Annotated in this window: 12 protein-coding genes and 1 pseudogene; 12 read left to right on the top strand and 1 reads right to left on the bottom strand. The window is 42.6% G+C overall.

Features of this window, described 5'->3' with window-relative positions; all coding sequences use genetic code 11:
- Positions 1 to 18: 18 nt before the first annotated feature.
- From AACT52_RS23055 to bcsA, 3 genes are all read left to right on the top strand, one after another.
- Positions 19 to 1,287: a glycosyl hydrolase family 8 gene (locus AACT52_RS23055; protein ID WP_073627280.1), complete on the top strand. Its 1,269-nt coding sequence runs from the start codon at positions 19 to 21 to the stop codon at positions 1,285 to 1,287.
- A 161-nt stretch (positions 1,288 to 1,448) separates the two neighbouring features.
- A complete protein-coding gene (locus AACT52_RS23050) occupies positions 1,449 to 3,845 on the top strand; it encodes a cellulose biosynthesis cyclic di-GMP-binding regulatory protein BcsB (protein WP_073627278.1) in 2,397 nt (798 codons plus the stop codon).
- A gap of 105 nt (positions 3,846 to 3,950) precedes the next feature.
- Positions 3,951 to 6,548: a UDP-forming cellulose synthase catalytic subunit gene (gene bcsA / locus AACT52_RS23045; RefSeq protein WP_073627276.1), complete on the top strand. Its 2,598-nt coding sequence runs from the start codon at positions 3,951 to 3,953 to the stop codon at positions 6,546 to 6,548.
- A gap of 697 nt (positions 6,549 to 7,245) precedes the next feature.
- Here the strand turns inward: bcsA and AACT52_RS23040 are convergent.
- Positions 7,246 to 8,319 (bottom strand): threonine aldolase family protein, encoded by a 1,074-nt coding sequence (locus tag AACT52_RS23040; protein WP_073627274.1) that lies wholly within the window; start codon positions 8,317 to 8,319, stop codon positions 7,246 to 7,248.
- Between the two features lie 480 nt (positions 8,320 to 8,799).
- Here AACT52_RS23040 and AACT52_RS23035 point away from each other — a divergent pair, with 480 nt between their 5' ends.
- The 9 genes and pseudogenes from AACT52_RS23035 to AACT52_RS22995 all read left to right on the top strand — a co-directional run bounded on the left by AACT52_RS23035 (position 8,800) and on the right by AACT52_RS22995 (position 22,158).
- On the top strand, positions 8,800 to 9,129 hold the full coding sequence (locus tag AACT52_RS23035; protein ID WP_073627272.1) for a hypothetical protein: 330 nt from the start codon (positions 8,800 to 8,802) through the stop codon (positions 9,127 to 9,129).
- Between the two features lie 82 nt (positions 9,130 to 9,211).
- Positions 9,212 to 9,757, top strand: a complete 546-nt coding sequence (locus AACT52_RS23030) for a GIY-YIG nuclease family protein (RefSeq protein WP_073627270.1) — start codon at positions 9,212 to 9,214, stop codon at positions 9,755 to 9,757.
- A gap of 390 nt (positions 9,758 to 10,147) precedes the next feature.
- The gene (locus tag AACT52_RS23025) at positions 10,148 to 10,561 is read left to right on the top strand and encodes a hypothetical protein (protein WP_143172703.1); all 414 of its coding nucleotides are present in this window, start codon (positions 10,148 to 10,150) and stop codon (positions 10,559 to 10,561) included.
- A 754-nt stretch (positions 10,562 to 11,315) separates the two neighbouring features.
- Complete coding sequence (locus tag AACT52_RS23020) at positions 11,316 to 11,504, top strand: hypothetical protein (RefSeq protein ID WP_073627266.1); 189 nt, start codon at positions 11,316 to 11,318, stop codon at positions 11,502 to 11,504.
- 65 nt (positions 11,505 to 11,569) lie between these two features.
- Complete coding sequence (locus tag AACT52_RS23015; RefSeq protein WP_073627264.1) at positions 11,570 to 14,092, top strand: GH116 family glycosyl hydrolase; 2,523 nt, start codon at positions 11,570 to 11,572, stop codon at positions 14,090 to 14,092.
- 351 nt (positions 14,093 to 14,443) lie between these two features.
- Positions 14,444 to 17,608, top strand: coding sequence for a cysteine peptidase family C39 domain-containing protein (locus tag AACT52_RS23010; protein WP_198940818.1), 3,165 nt, complete (start codon positions 14,444 to 14,446; stop codon positions 17,606 to 17,608).
- A 1,239-nt stretch (positions 17,609 to 18,847) separates the two neighbouring features.
- Entirely contained in the window at positions 18,848 to 19,810 is a 963-nt protein-coding gene (locus AACT52_RS23005) for a hypothetical protein (RefSeq protein WP_073627262.1), read from the top strand.
- 142 nt (positions 19,811 to 19,952) lie between these two features.
- A pseudogene (locus tag AACT52_RS23000) lies at positions 19,953 to 20,449 on the top strand (HetP family heterocyst commitment protein).
- A 977-nt stretch (positions 20,450 to 21,426) separates the two neighbouring features.
- Positions 21,427 to 22,158, top strand: a complete 732-nt coding sequence (locus AACT52_RS22995; RefSeq protein ID WP_073627260.1) for a peptidylprolyl isomerase — start codon at positions 21,427 to 21,429, stop codon at positions 22,156 to 22,158.
- Positions 22,159 to 23,459: the final 1,301 nt, after the last annotated feature.

The following is a 23,459-nucleotide window of genomic DNA, read 5'->3' as shown; positions in this document are numbered from 1 at the left end:
CCTTGTCTTCTTGTAAGAATGCAGTACCTAGCAAAGTTGGCAGTTATTGTTAGCATGATTGTTCTCAATTCCTGTAATTTAAGTTACTCAGTAACAAAGACAGAAACATCGGATGACAAAACTCCAGTGGCAAAAGCTATGCCATTGGATAGTAGCGAAAGTACATCAGTATTTGTTGCTGCTTTACCTAAATCCGTTCCTAACCGGGAGTTACTAGCGCAAAGCTGGGAAACGTACCGTCGGAGATTTATCCAGGGTGATGGCAGAGTCATTGATTATGAGGCGGGCGATCGCTCTACAAGTGAGGGTCAAGCATATGCGATGCTGCGAGCAGTCCTGATCGATGACGCTGCAACTTTTGCCCTAACCTTGAACTGGGGAGAAAATAACCTCCAACGACAAGCGAACGGTAAACGTACAGACAAGCTGTGGGCATGGCAATGGGGACGAAATGCAGATGGAAAGTGGGGTGCGATCGATAGCAATTTTGCCAGTGACGGTGATATTGATGCGATTACTGCCTTGATTCTTGCCTCAAGGCGTTGGAATCGTCCTGAATACCTAGAACTGGCGAAAGCTAAACTGCAAGATTTATGGAATCTTTCCATCATAGTAGGACACGGAGGTAAGCTTTATTTGCTGCCTGGTCCGGCGGCTGCCTTTGTTGGGAATGCCTCAACCATTTACCTCAACCCGTCTTATTTCGCTCCTTATGCTTTTCGGCTATTTGCCCAAGTCGATCCACAACATGATTGGTTGAGTTTGGTTAATACCAGCTACGAAGTTCTAGAAAAATCAGCGCCACTTTCTGCCGTAGGTTTACCTAGTGATTGGGTAGTTCAAGATACTAAAACAGGAAAATACCAACCCTTGCCGCAGACAAGCCAACTTCAAACTTTGTATGGCTTTGATGCTTATCGGGTTTGGTGGCGCTTGTCACTGGATGTGGCATGGTTCAATTCACCCGAAGCGCGGCGTTATCTCCAAACATACAGTAGATATTTGCAAAAGGTGTGGCGCGAGCGATCGCGTTTACCAGCACGCATCGATCTACAAGGCAAAGAATTGGTGGGTTATGAGGCGACAGCACAATACGCTATGCTTTACGCCGCTTGGGAGTTGGTAGAACCACGACTAGCGAAGGAGTTGCTTGAGAAAAAATTGCTACCTCAATACAAACAGGGCATTTGGGATGACAAATCTGCTTATTATACACAGAATTTGGCTTGGTTAGGTATGTTGCCTCCTTCAGTGGTTCCTCCGCAACTCCTAAAAGCAAAGCCGTGAAAGGTTTTTATTGATATTTTGTAAAATGAGAAAAATTATGTTCATTTTTGAGCTATAAAAAATAACAAAATTAATCTTGGTAAATATAGCTAGCAAAAACCACAAAGATTACAACCAAAAAGTGAAATATTCCGCACTATCCCTAATAATCACACTGTCATATGAAGCCGTTGTTTCTCTTTTCCCAAATCAGTACAAAAGCAATTATTCTTACTTCTTGCTTGTTACTGTTTCCTGGTTCATTGCTCAGCGCTCATGCTCAAAATGAAGAAGATTTGCAACACCAGGATTTGCAAAATTCTAGGTATCTAGGGCAACAGCAAACTCTGTTCTTAGCTCAAGCAACTAACAAGAAAGCTAATAGCGAAGACAAAGAAGACAAAGAAGACAAAGAAGACAAAGAAGAGGCTGCTGATGCGAAAAACCTGATAACGTACGACCTGGAATTTAATCGCAGTCCGATTGTGGGCAACCGTATGCGCTTACGAGGAATTCATGCGGAAGGTCGCCTTGGCTTTAACCGTCCTCGTGGTTGGAAAATCGCAAAAGTTCAAGCTTTAATTCGGTTCCAGCACTCACCATCTCTTTTTGCTAAACGTTCTAACTTGACGGTACTTGTGAATGACACTGCTGTAGGCAGCGTATCACTCAACCGCAAACAGTCCCAAGTGGGTCAAGTGTTGTTGAATATCAATCCCAAGTTGCTTCAGGACTACAACGAAATCAAGCTTGTAGCGCAGCATCATAGCTTACAAGAATGTACCGACCCTCATGATCCGAGTTTGTGGACGGAGATTCTGCCAGATTCTAAATTAATTTTCAGTTTCCAACGTCAGCCAATCTCCCCCAACTTTAGCCGCTATCCCTATCCCTTTTTCGATCAACTCGGCTTAGAAACGAACCGGATTGTTTACTTGCAACCAACTCAGGCGAGTCAATATTGGCTAACAGCAGCAGCTCGTTTGCAGGCGGCATTTGGCAGACTTGCAGATTTTCGCCCAATAGAGACGAGCTTGGTGTCTGATATAAAGGGTGTGAAGCCTGAACAACGGCTGGTGATTATTGGTACTCCCAGTGATCAGCCGATTTTATCATCCTTAAAATTGCCCCTTTCTGTTGCTGGTAATGAAATTTTTGATATCAATCAAAGGCTCGTACCAGAAGAGACAGGAGTATTAATTGCGACAACCACTAAAAAAGAAGGTGGTACTCCCGTTTTAATCGCGACTGGTAATGGACCAAAAGGTGTGGCTAAGGCAGTACAGTTTTTGGTACAGCCAGACTTGCGAAAAATGGGTACAGGTTCAGTCGTTTTTGTCAATCAAGTTAAGGAAGTGGCACCACCGGGACCTCGAGAATGGCCTCGTTATATTCCAGAGGAAAATACTTTTAGACTGACTGAACTGAAAAGCTCGCTCAATGGTGAGGCATTTGGTGATGTGACTGTACGTGGTTCAGCAGCACCGCCAATTGAAATTGATTTACACGCCTTACCTGACGATAGATTTGTGCGTGGCAGTTCCATGAACTTAGTTTACAGCTATGCTGCGCAGATGAACCCGAGAACTTCTGCTCTGGAAGTGTTACTCGACGGCAGATATATCGGTGGCGCACGTTTCACTTCAGATTCTGGAGAAACTCGCCAAACCTTGAGAGTTGATTTACCACCGCACTTGATTCGCCCCAACTCTCAACTCCAGATATACTTCCGAATGAATTCCAAAGAACCATTTGACAGGCAAAAGTGTATTAGCGCAGCAGACGAACAATTAATAGGTACACTTCATGCTGACACTAGCTTCGATTTAAAACGGGAAACTTCCGTACAACTGCCAGATTTGGGTTTGTTGCAATTTGGTTTTCCGTTTGGTGCACCTCAAGATTTATCTAAAACGGCGATCGCCTTACCACAAAACCCATCTAGCACAGATATCCTGACTTTACTTGCGTTTAGCGAACGCTTAGGACGGTTGAGTCAAGCAGAGTCCGTTAAACTCCAGGTTTATACGCCAGAATCAATTCCTGATTCAGTTCGTAAGAATGAGCATCTTGTAGGAATTGGTACGCGTGACAAGTTTCCTTTCCCAGAAGTCTTTAAATCCGCTGGCTTTAATTTAAGTCAAACATTCTCCCGCGTATCAGCTCAAGGTAGAATTCAAACTCCACAGGATTCACAAGGTTTGATTAAGCAAATTATCTCTCCTTGGAGCAACGAACGCACCATTCTGGCTTTAACAGCTCAGACACAAACAGGCTTAGAGCGAGTGCGACAAGTGCTAAATCGAGATCCACTGTTCTTCCAACTCAAACAGGATACAGTCCTGATTGGCAGCGATCAGAACAATCCAGTTGCCTACGAACCAGACGCTTATCAACTAGAGTTTTTCCGCAGTGGTGCTAGGAATCGTGTAGAAAATACCAACTTACTGAGTAAGACAACGCGCTTCCTACAAGAAAACTGGCTACTGCTACCTATCGGTATTTTAGGTATCTCACTTTTACTTTATGGTATTGTCCAGTTGTATCTCAAGCGCCTTGCTGTTACTGATAGGAATTAATTTTTACTAAACAGGCAAGTAAAAACACGTCAGTCTAACAGATGATTATCTGCGTTTATCTGCGCTTAAAATCCCAATTCTAAAATCTAAAATCCCAAATCAAAAATGTCTTCTTCATTAAATTCTCCTCCAAGAGGGCGTTTCAGCTTAAGTAGATGGCTCACTGATACCACGCCCCGATTTTTTGACCGTGCTTTACAAAATCTGGGTCTGAAACAGTTTAAGTGGCTTGTCTTGCTGCTGCTGCTGCTGTCAGTTCCACTGATCATTACCCCGTTACGAATATGGCAGCAAGCAGTCATTGCCTTGTTTTTAGTGATAATCGGTCAATTCATTATGGAAGCCGAGGAGCAAGAGTCTTCTACTGAAATAAGTCAGTATTATCACTTGTTTATGGTGTGGTTAAGTTTAGTAACAACACTGCGGTATTTATACTACCGCACAAGCTACACTCTTAACTTTGATGGCTTGCTCAACAGCATTGCTTGCGTACTGCTGTACGGTGCCGAGCTGTACGCTGTTCTCACCTTGGCACTGGCATACTTTCAAACCCTAAGAATTAAAGAGCGTCAGCCAGTTGATCTTGCGACAATTCCTCAAGAAGAATGGTTTAATGTTGATATTTATATCCCCACCTTTAACGAAGACGTTGAAATTGTTCGTAAGACGGCGTTAGCAGCAATAGCTTGCGATTATGCTCGTGGGAAAAAAACGGTTTATGTTTTAGATGATGGTCGTCCAGAAAGGTATAAAGAAAACGACCCGCGCCGAGAAAGTTTCCGAAGAAGACGCGAACAGATACGGCAAATGTGTGAGGACATTGGCTGCATCCACATGACGCGGGACAACAACAACCACGCCAAGGCGGGTAATATCAACAACGCCTTTCACAAAACTGACGGCGACTTGGTTTTGATTTTGGACTGCGACCACATCCCATCGCGCCAATTTCTATTAGATACAGTGGGCTTTTTCTTTGACCCAAAGGTGTCGTTTGTCCAAACCCCGCACTGGTTCTATAACCCCGACCCGTTCGAGCGTAATTTGCTCACAGGCGGTAGAATCCCTGCGGGTAATGAACTGTTTTATAAAGTGCTCCAAAAAGGCAATGATTTTTGGAATGCAGCCTTTTTCTGTGGTTCAGCGGCTATTATTCGCAAATCCCACGCTTTAGAAGTTGGGGGAATTGCGGTCGAAACTGTAACAGAGGATTGTCACACAGCACTACGGTTGCACTCTCGCGGTTACAAGTCCGTCTATTACGACAAAATCATGGTGGCTGGTTTAGCGCCAGACACGTTTTCTTCCTATATGGGTCAACAAGTCCGTTGGGCAAGGGGTATGGCGCAGATTTTGCGACTGGAAAACCCCTTGTTTAATCCAAGGCTGAAACTGACGATTCCTCAACGGATTTGTTATTTCAGTGCAACTTCGCATTTCTTGTATGGATATCCTCGGCTGATTTATGCAATTGTTCCGACTCTGTTCTTATTGTTTGGTATTAACCCCATCCGAGGCTTAGGTTTGGAAACTCTGGCTTACGCCGTACCTCACATTCTCCTCGCCCTATTTACCAACCACCTGATTTACAAGAACGTCCGTTTTTCTTTTTGGAACGAAATCTTTGAATTTGTGATGGCTTTCCAATCCGGGTGGGTGACGATGTTGGCGCTGCTTAACCCCAGACTTGGTTCGTTTAACGTCACTGATAAAGGAGTAAACATTGCTAAACGTACTTTTGACTGGCGGTCAATGCGTGGTCTTATGGTCGTGGCGGCACTCGTTTTCACTTCCTTATTTGCCGTTCCCTACTGGTTGCTGCTTCGTCCAGAAGATTGGCAAGCGGTCTTGGTTAACACTTTATGGTCAGGTTTTAATTTGATTCTGCTGATAGCCGCATTATTAGTGGGGTTTGAGCAGCCACAGGTGCGTGCCGCCCACCGTTTGCAGCGACGCCTCAGAGTTGTTATTTCTACTACCAATCAGACATTCCAGGGGACAACAGTCAACATTTCAGAAACTGGGGCGTTGGTTTCTTTGGAATCTTTGCCCAATTTACCAGATGAGATCGATGTTGAGATTATGGGAGACTCCACTGCTCGCGTCTCTCTAACAGCGCGGGTTGTGCGACTCTCGCCTGTAAGTGATACGCAAACGCTTTTGGCAATTGACTTTGTCAATCCCAGCCGCTCGCAAATCGATAACTTAATCCTGGTTTCGTATTCTGATGTGCGAGAATGGTATTCCCAAAAGCGTCAAAACTCAGATCAACCATTCCATTCGCTTGGGTTCCTTGCCACGAGTTTGACTCGCTCTTTTCGAGATATCAAACCCACTACCCGTAAACAGGTACGTAAACAGGTGAACGCCGTCGGTGAACTTTACTGGGATGGTCATTTCTTCTCTGGAATTGCTACGGAACTAGGGGTAACAGGTTTACAGCTGGAAATCTCGCGCAAAAAAGCTAAATCAGGTGAGAGAGTACTTGGACAGGAGGACTTGCACAAAATGTGCAGTCTCAAACCACTCGTTGGTTTGCTCTTGAGTCGAGAGGAGGGGAACCCATCACCTAGTAAGTTGCTTGCTGAAATTTCTGGGGCGAAAGAAGAGACTAATGGCAAGATTGTTGTTGATTTGAATTTTCCAACACAATTCAAGCAACGCCAAAGTCCCAAAATCAAGCAGCTTTTGCAGGTTTTGTAAATAGATTTACATTTGATTGCGCAAGGCAATTGATTTGTGTGCCGTTTGAACGGTAAGAAGCTGCAGAAGATATTTGGAACCACAGATGCACACAGATGCACACAGATAAATTATTTGTGTGCATCTGTGTTTATCCGTGGTTGACTATAGCGGTTCGGGAATTGAGTGCAATACAACCTTGGATTGTGGGATGGGATTGGCGCTGGTCTTAAATTGAGGGCGGGCAGGATGCCCACCCCACAAAATATGTATTTCATCCAAGTGAGAAGGGCTATATAGCGCTTCTCGTTTGGATGAAGTAATACCAAATCCGCTTTTCTAACCCTTTTTTAGCCCAGGCGGTGTTCGTAATCGCGGACTTTACGGGCACACAAACGCTCGTCCCTTCGGGTATCTCCTATGCCTGCGGCACGCCAAGGGCTGTACCGTGCAACCTCCGCAGGAGGCACGGAGACGCTGCGCGTTGGCGGAGCCTATCCTCTGGACTTACGCCAGTTGCCGCTTGTTGGGAGACCCGCCGCAGCCTATGCGCGTAGGGCAGGCTTCCGCCAACAGCACTGGTCTCACCGCCTACGCAGACTAAATTATCAAGGGGGTATTAGAGCCGGATTTGGTATAATTATTTATCTGTGTCCATCTGTGTCCATCTGTGGTTCTCCTAACTTGATGTATTGCACTCAACTCCCGAACCGCTATATCACAAAATTGACTCGTGCAAAAGATTTGATGACAGATGACGAGTACAATGTGCCTGAGCAGCTTCTAAAAACGCTGTCACATCTTCGTATTGAGTGTTGAAGGCAGTGACTAACCGGACTGTTGTAGAATCTTCTCCATCCCAGCTGTAGAATTTAAAGCCATCATTTAAAAGACCTACAATGACTTGTTGAGGCATTTGAATAAATATCTCGTTTGCCTCTACTGAATTGCAAAGCGTCACTCCTGGCAACGTTGTCAACTTTTGAGCTAGCTGCCTTGCCATGTTATTGGCATGGGTAGCATTCTTTAGCCACAAATCGTTTTTGATGTAGGCTTCTAGCTGCACAGACAAAAACTGCATTTTTGAGAACAGATGCCCACTACGTTTTAGGCGATATCGGAATGTCTGAGCTAAATCTCGATTGAAAAATATGACTGCCTCTGCAGCCATAGCACCGTTCTTAGTGGCTCCAAAAGACAGCACATCTACCCCAGCACGCCAGGTGATGTCAGCAGGAGAACATCCCAAGCTAACCACAGCATTAGCAAACCGCGCACCATCCATGTGCAGGTTCAACCCGTGAGCGTGAGTCACCTCACCGATTTGGGAAACTTCATCAATGCTATAAACAGTTCCAGATTCAGTTGCCTGAGATAAACTGACAGCAGCAGGTTGAACATGATGTACAACACCTGCACCTGCGCGAGCGAGTGCTGCGGCTAAATCTATTGCGTCAGTTTTTCCATGCTCTCCTGGTAGCGTCACTAGTTTTGCTCCCCCTGTAAAAAATTCTGGGGCACCGCACTCATCAGTATGTATATGGGATTGGTGATGGCAGTAAATTGCTCCGAAAGGAGGCGTCATCACTGACAGAGCAAGGGCGTTGGCAGCAGTACCCGTAGCTACAGGAAAGACTAAAACGTCTTTTTCAAATAATTCTGAGAACAGAGAATTCAAGCGCTGGGTACAATCATCATTTCCATAGGGCATCACAACCCCATGACTTGTTGCCAAAAGCGCTGCCATGATTTCTGGGGATACACCCACAACGTTATCGCTACAGAAGTTCATTACTTTGATTACAGAAAGTTACGAGAGAAATCCTCGCAAAACTAGATACTCCACATGGTAGCTAACTTCACACAAAGTGACAGGCTGATCCGACTTCTCAATTGCAAGCGATCGCCCTTTGGGCAGTGTGCTACGAGTGCGATCGCAGCGCCGTAAGTTCTACGGACAGACTACGCTACTCACAAGGCGATCGCTCCGGGCGCGGGCACTCCGTGCCCGGAGCGCAAGCAACAGCCCTCTAAAAAGTTGCAGAGATAGTGGTTCGAGTCGGTTAAAACTGGCTAAAAGTATTCATCAATATGGTTTTTGACCCTCAAAATAGGACTTAGGATATGAGACAGGGGCTTGATTTCCTAAGTGTTAGGCTGTGTGAGCAACTTTGTTTGTCTGCTCGTGGCTTTTTATTGAAGGCTAACGACGTATTAAAATGTCTCCAATGCCCTATCATCTTTCAGATCTTAACAAATCATTGCAAGTCAAATGCCTTTAAAAATTGTTGAAAATTTCGATGCGAGCTTTACTCTCGAACCACAAGCCAAAGAAACATTATTCAAACTATTGACAGGTGTTTCTTTCTTAAACCAACTTAATCAACACTTGAAGTGTGAAAAGCTTGAATGGACAGAATTACTTTTTCAACCTGTTCCTTACAGTTCGCAAACTCCTAAAGGTATGCCAGCGGAATTTGAAAAATATTATGACTCTGATGAGTACGCCATCATTAATGTACCGCAAAATTTCATGTTCCAAGCGAAGATTTTCAAACCCAGTCGCCTTTGTGCAATTTATCGAAAACTTGTTAGTTATTAGTTGATTCTCGTTAGCATACATCACGACTACCAACTAACATTTTCCTCAAAATTATCAAGACTCCTGCTTGTGAATTTAAGTTATGACCACAGAAACTAATATTCCTGCTTTAGCAAGTTTGGAATACATTCCATTCATTGACGATAACGGTCAATTACCCGAACAATTACAGGGAAAAATTGGGGTATATGCAATTTTTGACCAAGAAAAAGTGCTACAATTTGTAGGATATTCCCGTGATGTTTATCTCAGCCTCAAGCAGCACTTAGTACGTCAACCACAATACTGCTATTGGGTGAAAGCTCAAACAATTGAACGTCCCAGCCGTACGGTTTTAGAAAACATCGAGCATGCTTGGATTGCTGAAAATGGCAGTGTGCCTCCAGGAAATGCAGATAGCAAGGACAAATGGACACAGCCGATAGATGTCAAAGTAGTCATGACGGCTGAAGAACAGGCAAATTATCACAATCCTGTAAATGATGAAATGGCGCAAACCAAAATTATTAAAAATGTGGCAAGGCGAGTCGAGGCTGAAATCATAGCAGTTTTAGAAGTACGTGGTTTACAAACACAAATTCGCTTCAATCCTAAATTGAAAGAAAACGGTTTACTGGATTTGAAATAAGACCGCTGCACATTTACTGTAACTGAATTTAGAGGTATGGGGTGTAGGGGTCATTACCCACATTTTTACTTACGCCCCGTATCCCTTAATTTGGCATTTTGGCAACTCTATTCATTTTCTAAGGAGTATGGTATCTGTTAATAGGTTATTGCACCAAAAAGCACACATCACAAGGCTAAAACCTCCTCTTCCCAGCTAACGACTGGGTCTAGTACTGCACGCGCACCGTCAGAGCGCTCATCGTTATGCCTTGGTGGTTTGCATCCTCCCCAGGCTTCTCACCTGGGGCTTTCTTTGAGAGCTTTAACTACTACAGAATTTCACTAGTACGAATGTTGGTTTTTTGATTAACTTCCTTTTTTCCTGTTCTTCTTTTTTAGGGATGTAAATGTGGTTAAGCGAATTCAGATAATCGGGGAGCATCGTGTGAGCATCAATGATGAACGCGGCAGCGGAAGATTCTGCCCAAAGATATTGGCATTAGCTAATCAACACTTGAGCAAGAAAGCATCTATCTGGGATTGTGGTTTTGCAATTAAGGTCAGCGCCATTTCTAGCAAAGAGCAAACATCATCCCCTCGACTGCAAAATCAGCAAATTTCCACTCCACATGATTTGCACTCAAAGCAAGCGGGAATAATATTGTCTGCTTGGCAAAGCGTCAAACAAAATCTAGCAGCTATCCGAGCCACCTTTACAGGTCATTCAAGTGCTTCAGCATTGGTTGTGGAATTTTTGCAGATACAAATGTGGGTTGAAACCCCTCTCTCTTGTACAAACAATTTGGGTCTACAATCAATTTAAGAAGTTCATCGGAGCGTTTGTGTTTGCAAATGGTTACATAATCATCTGTTGTATATCGCTAGCCACTCAGTAGCTTTCTGGTTGGTTTAAGGTTCTATTTGGTTTGATGCAGACATCTAAGCAGAGCGGTTTGCTATGAAGCGTCGCTTTGATACTGGCTCGTAAGAAATGCCCTTAACATTTACAAAGAAAAGCTCAAGTAACTTTAGTAAGGGTTTTAAGGGAAATTTTTAGCTCACGAGCAAACATAGTTGAATGATCAAAGTGCGGGGACTTTCTTCTTAGTTTCCCAATCACCGAACAATATGAAAACTTGGATCAAGCCGACGACTCAACTCTCCATGAGTAACATCAAGGCTTTCCCCTGAAAGTTTTCGCTGGTGATTTTAGTTAATTGGTCATAGATATATTAACACAGAAGTGTTCACATGATGTATTCACATACAAAATTATTAACACTTCTTCGTGTGAGTTGAAAGATAATCGTAAGGCAGGCATTACCAGCTAACGCCTCTCATAGATATTTGCCTTAGAGCCATATTTTAACCGCTTGCCTCACGCAACTATGAAGTGCGCGAGCAGAGTGAAGCTTGGAGAAGTGCGCTGCGTCTTGTTACCGCAGAATGCAGAGATTGAGCTGATGTTTAGTCATAAGCATCTGCTAACTATTATCTATCCAAAAAAAAACAGACATCAATCTATTGATTGCAATGTCAACTGCTGTGGTGGTTATAAAAGCGAGGTTTTCTGATTGATGCGACAAACTAAAACATACCGTACTGCACTTGCACCTTGGGCTGTTGTGCGTTGGTTTTCACCCACTGAGCGAACTGTGATTAATCGATTCCGCAGTCGCAGCGATGCGGATGGTCATCTTGCTATATTACGGCGATTGATGCCAGAAGCTGATTTACAAGTCATTGTTGACATGGATCAAGATTAATCTAGAAATTTGAGTATCAGTTACGAATGTAGGAACGGATACACTGAACCTTGTATAATTAAATGATGACAAAACTGCCATCTTCCGTCATTCCCTCTTGCACTTGGAGTCGTCCCATCGGTTTAGGCTGGGACAAACCCTACACAGTCCGCTATGCCAGCAATATTGATGATGGTCCTTGGCATGGAATGCCTTTAGGCGGCTTTGGTGCAGGTTGTATTGGTCGTTCCTCGCGGGGAGACTTTAATTTGTGGCACATTGATGGCGGTGAACATATTTTCCAAAACATCCCCGCCTGTCAATTCAGTGTGTTTGAATCATTTGGCTCATCCTCGCAAGCATATGCTTTGTGTACTGAACCTCCTGAAGATGGCAGCTTGAAATCATGGCAGTGGTATCCAGCAAGTGGAGGTGGGGAGAAAAATCTCACTTCATCATCCCAATTTTTGACGGGAACTTATCACGCCCTGTACCCTCGCAGCTGGTTTGTTTATGAAGGAGTCTTTCAAGCAAACTTAACCTGCGAGCAGTTCTCTCCTATTTGGGCGGCAAATTATCAAGAAACGAGCTACCCAGTAGCAGTGTTTGTATGGACTGCACACAACCCTACTGATGCACCGATCGCTCTTAGTATCATGCTCACCTGGGAAAATATGGTGGGCTGGTTCACCAATGCTCTAAAATCTCCTGAGGTTCGCTTGCGCGATGATGGTAGTCCAGTTTATGAATACCAACCGCGGTTAGGCGAAAGTAAAGGTAATTTTAACTTGATAGTTGAAAATAGTGAATTTATTGGCTTTGAGTTGGCTCGGGTTGGTGTCACTGAACCAGTGCAGGAAGGAGAGGGACAGTGGTGTATTGCCACGCCCAAACATCCCAAAGTGGAGTTATTTTACCAAACCCGGTGGAACCCTATAGGTACGGGTGATGATGTGTGGCAAAGCTTTGCCCAAGATGGCTCTTTGCCCAATTACGTTGATGATACTCCTTCTTGCGAGGGTGAACAGGTAGGGGTGGCTGTTGCTTTACGTTTCACTCTCCAACCAGGCGAAACTCTCGAAATCCCCTTCGCGCTTGCTTGGGATTTTCCTGTTACAGAATTTGCATCCCAGATTACATATTACCGCAGATATACCGACTTTTTTGGTCGAAGTGGTAAGAATGCTTGGGCGATCGCATGCTCTGCTTTAGCTCAATACCAAACTTGGCAACAGCAGATTCAATCTTGGCAACAGCCGATTCTTGATCGCCAAGACTTACCCGACTGGTTCAAAATGGCTTTGTTCAATGAACTTTATGACCTCACCAGTGGTGGAACTCTGTGGAGTGCGGCAACAAAGCGTGACCCAGTTGGTCAGTTCGCCGTGCTAGAGTGCTTAGATTACCGCTGGTATGAAAGTTTGGATGTGCGGCTTTACGGTTCTTTTGCCCTGCTGATGCTGTTTCCAGAACTGGAAAAGGCGGTGATTCGTGCCTTCGCACGGGCAATACCTAAAAGTGACGAAACTCCTCGTGTTATTGGCTACTATTACACAAACGGTGCGGAAAGCCAAATGGCAGTCCGTAAAGCTGCAGGCGCAACGCCTCACGACTTAGGCGCACCCAACGAACACGTTTGGGAAAAAACAAATTATACAAGTTATCAAGATTGCAACCTGTGGAAAGATTTAAGTTGTGATTTTGTGTTGCAAGTATACCGAGACTTTCTACTGACAGGTGCTGATGATGTGGAATTCCTTGCAGAGTGTTGGAATGCTATTGTGCAAACTCTAGACTACCTCAAGAGGTTTGATAAAGATGGGGATGGCATTCCGGAAAATTCCGGTGCGCCTGACCAAACTTTTGACGACTGGCGCTTGCTGGGAGTAAGTGCATATTGTGGCGGTTTGTGGTTGGCGGCGTTGGAGGCGGCGATCGCGATTTGTAATGTTTTACTAAATAACCACCAAAACAGCAAGGTTCTTCTTGGCGATCTTGGCGTCCCTTCGCTTCGCTCGAGGGCAGGCTTGGCGGTTCAAAAATCCATCTATGAAACTTGGCTTGCACAATCTCGCCCTATTTACCAAGAAAAACTTTGGAATGGGCAATACTATCGACTCGATAGTGAGAGTGGATCTGATGTGGTGATGGCAGACCAATTATGTGGGCAATTTTATGCTCGTCTCTTGGCGTTGCCAGATATTGTACCTGTTGAGTGTGCCTTCTCTGCCTTAAAAACAATTTACGATGCTTGCTTCCTCAAGTTTTACAATGGCAAGTTTGGTGCGGCTAACGGTGTTCGTCCTGACGGTTCACCCGAAAACCCCAATGCAACTCATCCTTTGGAAATTTGGACAGGGATAAATTTTGGCTTAGCTGCAATTCTAGTGCAAATGGGAATGAAAGATGAGGCTTTTAGAATGGCAGATGCTGTAGTGCAGCAAGTTTATGACAATGGGCTACAATTCCGCACACCTGAAGCCATCACTGCTGTGGGGACTTTCCGCGCCAGTACTTACCTCCGGGCTATGGCAATTTGGGCAATTTATTTAGTGATGAGTGATGAGTCATCTTCCCCTACTCCCCCAGTGCCAACACGCTTCGGATAATCGATAAACTCCAAACGCAACCTACAACTGTTCCCTATCTATTATGTAAAATTAAGATTCTGCACCTAATAACTCAAGTCGTTTTCATCTGTCATATAATATTTCTTTCGTCTATTTTCCGGACTTGAGCGACTAACTACAGAAATAATATTTGGGAGTCATCATAGAATATATCGAAGAGCCCTGAGTTTTCTGAACTCAGGGTAAGGAATTTTTTGTTGAACAATCTAAATACTGCTAGTTTTAGACACACAAACAACTAGTAATCCAAAGAAAAGAAATGTTCACTACTGACAATCTAAGAAATCAGTTTATTTCAATTCAAAATTTTTGTAAACCCACTGATAAACGATGAACTCCTTTTCGTCGTTAACAGCTCAAACCGAGCAGAATTCCACAAGTCAACAGCAGTGTCCCACAGCAAGCCCTAGTATCCTCAACTTTTTGAGGCTAGTTGTCGAGGATACGACTCTAGTATCAGATTTTAGTAAAGTTTGGGTTGTGCGTGAGTTTCAGCTAGGTGACGATTTAACTACCTATAATCTCGATAGAAAAACCCAAGACACGAACAATGTTCTTTACTTAGTTTGTCAAGGTCGAGTGCGACTGCTTGGGTTTGACGCAACCGTTGGAAAAGAAGTATCAACTCAGTTGCTTTTAGCTCAGCAAACTTTTGGAGCAGACCATTTATTCTGCAATCAACCTTTACCATATCGGGCAATTGCAGCTAGTGCTGGTTGTGTGGCGCAAGTTACCATTCCTAACCTCGTGTCTTGGCTAGAGCGAATACCTAATTTGCAAAAGCATTTACAGCAAGTCGTTTTTGAGCGTCAAGCGTTAATTTTCTTTAAAACTTGCACTGAGTTATCCTGGCAAAAAAATTATACTCTGCGGCAATTCCTACCTTATTTAGTACAAAAAAAGATAGATGCTGGCTCATCTTTAACCGAAGTGACTCCCCCTAAAGAAGGGCGCTTTTGGCTGATGAGTGGAAAAATCTCTACTCAAGAAGCAGAAAAGCCACCAGTGGTAGGAAATAGCTGGGGATATCCTGAGACGCAGTTACCAGCTTGGAGCGCTGAAACGGACTTGCAAGTCTACCAGCTAAGCGTAGAACATTGGGAGTCAGCAACGGCGATTGCCCCTGAATTATCTCCTACTCAGTGCGAGGAAGAGGACAAGGGACGTCTACAAAATTCAAAATATGTCCTGCGGACACGCTACGCGAACAAAATTCTAAAATCTCTACCCACAGTCCCACCTGGGCTCAACCCAGAGTTAGAGGGTTTAAAAGCTGCTGAAACCATAGCAGATATTCACTTTTCTCAAGAAGGAATTCCTCCCCACCGCTCAATAACGCGGTTATGGCGACGAAGACCCTTCATTCAACAACAAAGTTCATCAGATTGCGGCGCGGCGTGTTTGGCGATGATTAGCCGCTACTGGGGTAAACGTTTTAGTCTGAACACGTTGCGGAATTTAGCTCAGACAAACCGTCTAGGTGCATCGCTTTCAGACTTAGCAGATGCAGCCCAAAATTTGGGATATCAAGCGCTACCAGTGCGGGCTTCTTTGAATGTGTTGGAGTTGCAAAAGCGTCCCTGGATTGCTCACTGGCAAGGAATTCACTATGTTGTCGTTTGGCAAGTCAAAGGCGATCGCGTGTTGATTTGTGACCCAGCAATTGGGAAGCGATCGCTCACTCGCCAAGAGTTTGAAGAGAATTGGACACAATATGGTCTTTGCTTATCCCCTACCGAACGCTTCAAGGCGTTCAAAGACGAAAAAATTTCCCTTTTGGGTTTTTGGCAGGTTTTTTGGCAACACCGTATTTTACTGGGGCAAATCATTCTCGCCTCAGTGCTGCTGCAGGTGTTTGGGTTGGCAACACCTATATATGCTCAGGTGGTTCTCGACCAAGTCATGTCACAAAAAAGCCTAGCCACTCTCAATGTCCTTGCTGTCAGCTTCCTGATCTTTGGTATCTGGCGCATTGCCTTAACAGCAGTACGTCAATACCTACTGAACTACTTTTCCAACCGCATCGACACAACATTGATGGGTAGCTTTATTAGTCACACCCTGCGATTACCGTTGCAATTTTTTGCATCCCGTCAGGTAGAGGATATTATCACCCGCGTTCAGGAAAACCGAAAAATCCAACTGTTTCTTACCCGTCAAACGGTCAGTACTGTGTTGGATGGTGCGATCGCAGTTGTCTACCTGGGATTGATGGCTTATTACAACTTGCAACTCACTCTGTTGGTGTTGGTGTTGCTTGTACCAATAATCGTTTTGACTTTGGGGATAAGTCCATCTCTCAAAACAGCGTCGCGGGAAACCTATAACAAATCAGCAGCACAAAACTCCTCATTGGTTGAAATAGTTACTGGTATTGCCACAATAAAAACAGCAGCATCTGAGCAAGGATCGCGTTGGCATTGGGAGCAGCGCTTCACGGATATGCTGGAAGCGCGGTTTCACTCTCAAAAACTGGCTCATAAGTTCCAACTTGCAAAGAGCATGATCAATCACTTTAGGAACACAGCGGTGTTGTGGTATGGAACAACCTTGGTGATTCACCAACAGATGTCGGTTGGTCAATTTGTCGCTTTTCATATGCTCATCGGCAGTGCAATCAACCCTGTTCTAGCGTTGCTAGGGTTGTGGGATGAGTTCCAAGAAATGCTCATCTCTATGGAACGGCTCAACGATGTCTTAACTGCTCAGCCAGAAGAAAATCCTCAAAAACCACTACTGGTGCTACCCCCAATTCGCGGTGATGTTTGTATTGAAAATGTCACTTTCCGTTTTAGTCAAGATGAACAACCCAACACCCTGCAAAATGTTTCCTTCAAAATCAAAGCAGGGCAAACCATTGGTATTGTCGGTTCCAGCGGTTCAGGGAAAAGCACTCTAGTCAACTTGCTTGCTGGTTTATATCGTCCCAACAGCGGACGTATTTTGATTGATGGACATGATATTGCTCATGTTTCACCTCAATCATTGCGAAGTCAGTTGGGGGTGGTACCACAAGAGTGTTTTTTGTTTTCCGGAACTCTTTTAGAAAACATCACGCTTTATAGCTCAGAATATACCCTAGAGCAGGTTATAGCCGCTGCACAACTAGCAGAAGCGCACACCTTTATCCAATCGCTACCTCTGGAGTACAATACCCGAGTCGGAAAAGGGGGAATAACGCTTTCGAGTGGACAGCGACAAAGAATAGCAATTGCTCGTGTCCTTCTGAAAAACCCACGAATTTTGATTTTGGATGAAGCCACGAGTTCACTAGATATAGAATCTGAGCCTCAATTTCTAGAAAACATAGCTCGGTTTAGTCGCGTCAGTGTTGCTGCTCCTAGTGAAGCTCGCACTACCTTTATCATTGCCCATCGTCTTTCTACTGTTCGCCATGCTGACTGCATTCTTGTTTTAGACCAAGGTAGTCTTGTTGAGCATGGTACCCATCAAGAGTTAATGAACATTGGCGGTCTTTATAACCACTTCATCTAGCAGCAATTATATCTATAACCTCATACAAAGTTGCTTTGTTTCCACAGTATTCGAGAAGACAGGGTATAAGCCTCTACAGGCTCATACCCCACACCTTTATACCCTTATATTTCTACTGCTCTGTGTCAGTTAGATTTGAAAATAGGCGCAAATATTTACTAAATCTACTTAGGAACATCCTAGGCAACCTTTCTTTTTTTATCCGAATAAAGTAAATAATTATGCACAGTTGCAATCTGCTACTTTTGCTTTGTTAAAAACCCTGAAGAAGTGTTTTGTTATATTCAAAACACCCTACTTGCAAAATCTTTGAAATTATACCACACAAATGTAATGAAACAACTTAATACCAGTATTGAATGAATTGATTATTGTGCCAAATCCATAACAGATTCATTGTAAATTTGCAATCACATAGGAAAAGCAAAGCCTTACTTTGCGTGCAGATTAACTCAGATAACGAAAAGAAGACATTTTCCGGAAATGGTAAAAAGGATTATTATGATTTGGCTTTAGTAAAGATTGTCTAAATGCTACTTCTGCTGATATATTTTTAAAGTAGTAGGACATTTAGTAACGGTAAAAAAATCCATAAGTCTTGGGAATATAAAACCTTTAGAGCAATTATGGATGAGGGGTCAAACCCCCAATATTTAACAACTAAGGGACAAAACGTAAACGGGATAATACTTAAGTAAATATAGAAACACTTGAGTAAAATTCCTTGAAAAAATGCAGATGGAGTAGATGACATTTACAAAAAAAAATAGTATAAATACGAATATGGTTATTAACGATTAGGGATGAGCAATTTTTCTCCACCACCCTAAAAAGTATGCGATTTTACTTAATAGCTCCTAATTATTTGGTATAAAATTGGAATAGAAATCTACCAAAAAAAAAGACATTAGATTAGGAGTAAGTGAAATTTGAATCAGACACAAAAGCATCTACTGAAAGCCAGGCGAAGACTTTTTCATTTCAGACATATGACACAGAGAAAGTAAATTTAAGCCTGTGGCAACGCTGAGCAAAAGTTACAGTCGATCAGTCACCAGCAACTGAGCGGTATTCAAAGAAAACTCATAAGAGTCATCACCCTCACTTGTATCGTATCCGTCTGTATACATTGCTTTTTTACAAATTAGCTGCTGCATTTGATAGCGAGATAACATCATTCCGGCTTAGCAGCAAAAAGACTTGAATAGAAAGTCAGGTTTGGGATCATCAGGACAGAGCATGAACAGTATCATCAGGTTAAATGCAATCGAAACCTCAAGCCAAGCAGAGAATTCAGGGATGAATTTTCAGAACTTGTATTCCTACTGTGATTTGGTTTCTGAAAAGGGTTTCATCTACTCCAGTCATGTAGCTTCAACAAAAGCTGCTTTACCAAAAGCATCTACAGATACACATACCGCCACAGTTACAAACTCTGAAACAGCCTCTAAGAATACAGGGTATTGGTCTACATCCTTACAGCCATTGCTCGAGCAACTACCCTTAACCCTTGCTCATCTAGTCACGCCCAAGAGCATAGCTTTTTTTACGGTTGTAGTCGTTTGGGCGTGGACAGGAAAGATTGAACAGGTCAATCAAATTCGAGGAAAATTTGTAGCATTAAGCGAGCCTCAGAAACTTCAGCTACAACATTTGGGTAAAGTCGTTAATACTGGGGTAGAAGACGCTCAACAGTTGAAAACGAGTGAAGTCGTCGCAGAATTAGACAGTGGACTCTTGGGTGCAGAAGTTGAAGTGCAAACGCAACATTTAGCAGCTGACCAAATGCAGTTCAAGCACATCAAAGATTTGATGGCTCAGACTCGAATGCTGGCTCAAAGGAGCGCCTCACTCAAGGCTCAAGAAAAACAAGCTGGCTTAGGAGCATTAGACACGCTCGAACCACAAAATGCAGAAATGCCAGTACAGCCATCAGAACGACTAAAGCCAAGGGAGATTCAACAATTGGCGAAGGGAATGACTCACTTGCAAGCTCAAAAAGTGCAAACTCATCTCGATACATCTGTAAAGCGGGATTTCAGCACGAGTTCAAAAACAGCCGTATCTATTTTTCCAACTGCTAAACCCCTTAAGAAATTGGCTCAGATAGATCGATTTAAAGTTGGATTGGCTGGTAAAGATATCACAAATAAGAGAAAAATCATCAAATTAAAAGCAGATCAAACAGCCACTGCAAAATAATTCCCCACCGTCGAATCGCTGATATTTTCTTTCAGAGAATTTCCGTCTTTGCATGCAGAGAACAATTGATAAACCGTCAATTGGGCTACAAACAACCTAACAAACTGATAAACTCATTCATTTCCACCACAATATGAACACTATGAATCAAGATGTTTCGAGCGCTAGGAACTTAGATAAAAAACTTCCTTCAGAACAATTTGACCAAGTCGTTGAGGCGATTCTTGCTGGTAAGTATTCCTGGGCTTGTGTTCTCATGCTACGTTTTGCTGGCTACAATCCTCTACACTACATTCCCTACCGCACCTACAATCGGCTACTCAAAGAGAATACCCACGTTAACAGGTCAAATCAACAGCAAAACGACAATATCAAAATTGCTAAGCTACCCTCCGACAAAAGGTCCCAAAGCCATGTGACACCAGCAAGCTGCCTGAGCAAAATTAAAGATTTAGCTTATCTTGAGGTAGTTGGCAAGAAAAAAACAGAAATCCGTGGTGGTAATTTGGAACAGTGGTTAACAACACAAGTTCATGAGTATGAATCCACCAATCCTGAAATGGCTCCAGAAAAAATCAATATTTTTCCTTAAAATTCTGTGAATTCAATTACAAACTCGTTGGAGTCAATAGATACTGATAGACAGTTGATTTTGTTGCTTAGTGTCTGCCATGCTGATTTCATATCTACAGCATGGCAGTTTTTTATTTTCCGAAAAATTTTATATTTTTTATTTAAAATCTGCCAAAATGGCAATTTTATACTAATAGTTTTGTATAAATTATTAATAGCATCAAAAAAATGATGATTAAAGTTCATTCTAAAGGAGAGAAGAAATGACTATAAATAATTATTTTTGAGTGTAAAACATATTGGGATGATTGCTGAAGCAGTCAGTACCCACTGGAGTAGAGAACTCCTATAGATAGATTGACAGATCCAACGTTGCTTATGGTGGTTCTTTTTCCCACAAAGTCTGAGCAAAGAGAAATTGGAGGGGTCTGTTCCCCCAATCCAAACTTCCACGGCTGCTATCTAGTCGGTGTAGGTTGCAGCAACGCTCTCCAGAACTTTCAGTGTGGAAAATGAAAAAGCAACGCTAAACTGTTATCTTGGCTGGTAAAACTTATAGCTCTTTCGGTTCTCTCTTAATGATTGTCATCCTAGTCCTCCCAAAATAGGATGATGAGTGCTTAGTAAACTTGCAATTTATGCATAAATGACTGGAAGCTAAAACAACAAATAAGCTTCCAGTTTTTGTTTGAAAAACTACTGAAATGATAATTCCACTGATGTTAATAGTGAGGGTGCTAAGTACGTGGGCAGAAAGAAATGCTCATTAAACTTCTTGCATAAGTTCATTCTTTTGTATATGAAACTCCAGATAGATGCATATGGGCGCAGATAATTTATGTGTGTTTCCCTGCACGGCATTTGCTTCCACTGCTAGTAACTAGAGCAACGCAGTGCTTCGTCCATCTGCGGTTCCAAATAGCCCTAAAAGGTAATTTTTGCAAGAAATGTATTTTCTGTTTAATTTTCGCCCGCTTACTTATAGGTAAAATTTAACCATCGTAACTTGGATTGAGAAACAGTGTAGACGTCCGTAAATTCCAATGAAGGACTTTTCAAAAATAGTTATTGAAACTGAAGAAATTATCAACTTCCTTAAAAGTGAAATGAGTTATAAGGAAGTATGCCAGAAAATTTTGTATCAAAGAGTGATAAGTCAGACTGCAAGGGAAAGAGGAATAACTGTAACAGCAGAAGAAATTGAGGCTGAGGCGAACCGCCAGCGTCGCGAAAGGGGTTTGGAAAAGGCTGCGGATACGCTCTTATGGTTGGGAGAGCAGTTTATGACTCCACACGAGTGGGAAGTCGGAATTCAGAATCATCTGCTGGCACAAAAGTTAGCTGAGGTGTTGTTTACTCAGGACGTAGAAAAGTTTTTTGTCCAAAATCGTTTGGAATTTGAGCAAGTCATTTTGTATCAAATCGTTGTTGCCAATGAAAAACTTGCTCAAGAACTTTATTATCAAATTGAGGAAGGTGAAATTAGTTTTTATGATGCTGCTCACCTTCATGATATTGATAGCGATCGCAGACACAAGTGTGGTTATGAAGGAAAAATCTATCGTTGGGTGTTAGAGCCTAAGATAGCTGCTGTAGTCTTTAGTACACCACAAAATCAGTTGATGGGTCCTCTTAAAACCGAGCAAGGTTTTCATCTTTTGATGGTTGAAGAGTTTATCCCAGCGGAGTTAACAGCCCAAAGATATCAAGAAATTTTGAATAAGATGTTCAAACACTGGCTAGCTACTGAGCTAGATCATATGCTTCTCTCTTAACAAACGATAAAGCAATGACACCTCTTTAAGCAAATGCTTTGCCTAGAAGTAGATTTATTCGTAGTTGTTCAAGCAACTATAACTTCGTTAACCAATTTTTATCCATTTCCCCATGATCCTGTGTTGCCCTAACGCCCGACTTCGATTTCTGTCCATAGTAAAAAAGCACCCAATGGAAGTATTCGTTTTCTCTTAACACTAGTTTTAGATGAAGAAGAGGGGTAAAGGGGAAAGGGGAAAGGGGAAAGGGAACCCCAGCCACGCAGCCATCAGGGGTTTCAAGCATGGACGCTGATTTTTATCGCACATAGTGCCGAAAAAATCTTCTTTTTTTGTTCTCCGCAATTAAGATAGGGGCAACCTACCCGTGGGGAAAAGCTTTTTGTTCTCCCCCTTTACCCTTTTCCCGCAAACCCATTTCCCCTTCTTGGTAAACAAGGTAACTCGCTTAGGAGCATATTACTTTTTTGGGCAGATGCTCACGCTGTCAGCACGAATACATTTTTAACATTAATTCATACTTCATTGTTTTTATAAAATATACTTATATATCAGTTACTCAAATTGGTGCTATATTTTTTCTTCTTTACAGATTTATTTACAGTAGTGTTCACTTGACTTATCGCTTTTATATAAAAAAAATTAATTAATATAACAATTTCATATATATGCTTTATATTTTTTCTAACTAGGCTTTCAACATAAATTAAATGAAATTTATTTTCTCAGTAAACCTATTGTAAAGTTTTTATGAAACATGAGGAAAAAATGAAGATTTTATTAAAAAGCCTTGACAAAAGGTATGAGAATTTACTAATTAATGGATTTGGTACTGTATAAGAGGATCATGTTAAATTAAGTATTGGAGTAGTATCTTAGGAAACTTTACTCATATAGCAATCTCCTGGATTAATAAAAAGAACTAGCTGTAGCTAGTTAACAGGTATACGTAGTGATCTAGCCTGTGTGAACTGACTTTTAACAATCCAGCCTTAAAGCAGGATTTAAACTTTTTTTAAAAGGGTTAATTAGTTCAATCATTTTGAGATTAGCTGCTAATCCTTTCGAGAGAGTTCAGTCAAGCCCTCAGAATTCGTGACTCGACGCCGCTATTTCCCTATGAGTTCTTACGTCTCTATCAAATTTTGATAGAGGTTAGAATACAGTGATTTTGTTGCAGCAGATTTGAGGTAACCCCTTGGAACTACAGGGAGGGCGTTGCTGAATCAAGGAATAATGTAAAGAAAAATAAATTTCTTGAGAAGCTGCGTAAAATCCCTAGCCAACTTCCGATAAATCAA

Origin of the sequence: Scytonema sp. HK-05, from assembly GCF_963872035.1 — a bacterium.
Lineage (GTDB): Bacteria > Cyanobacteriota > Cyanobacteriia > Cyanobacteriales > Nostocaceae > Kalymmatonema.
This window is presented reverse-complemented; position numbering and strand designations above follow the sequence as displayed.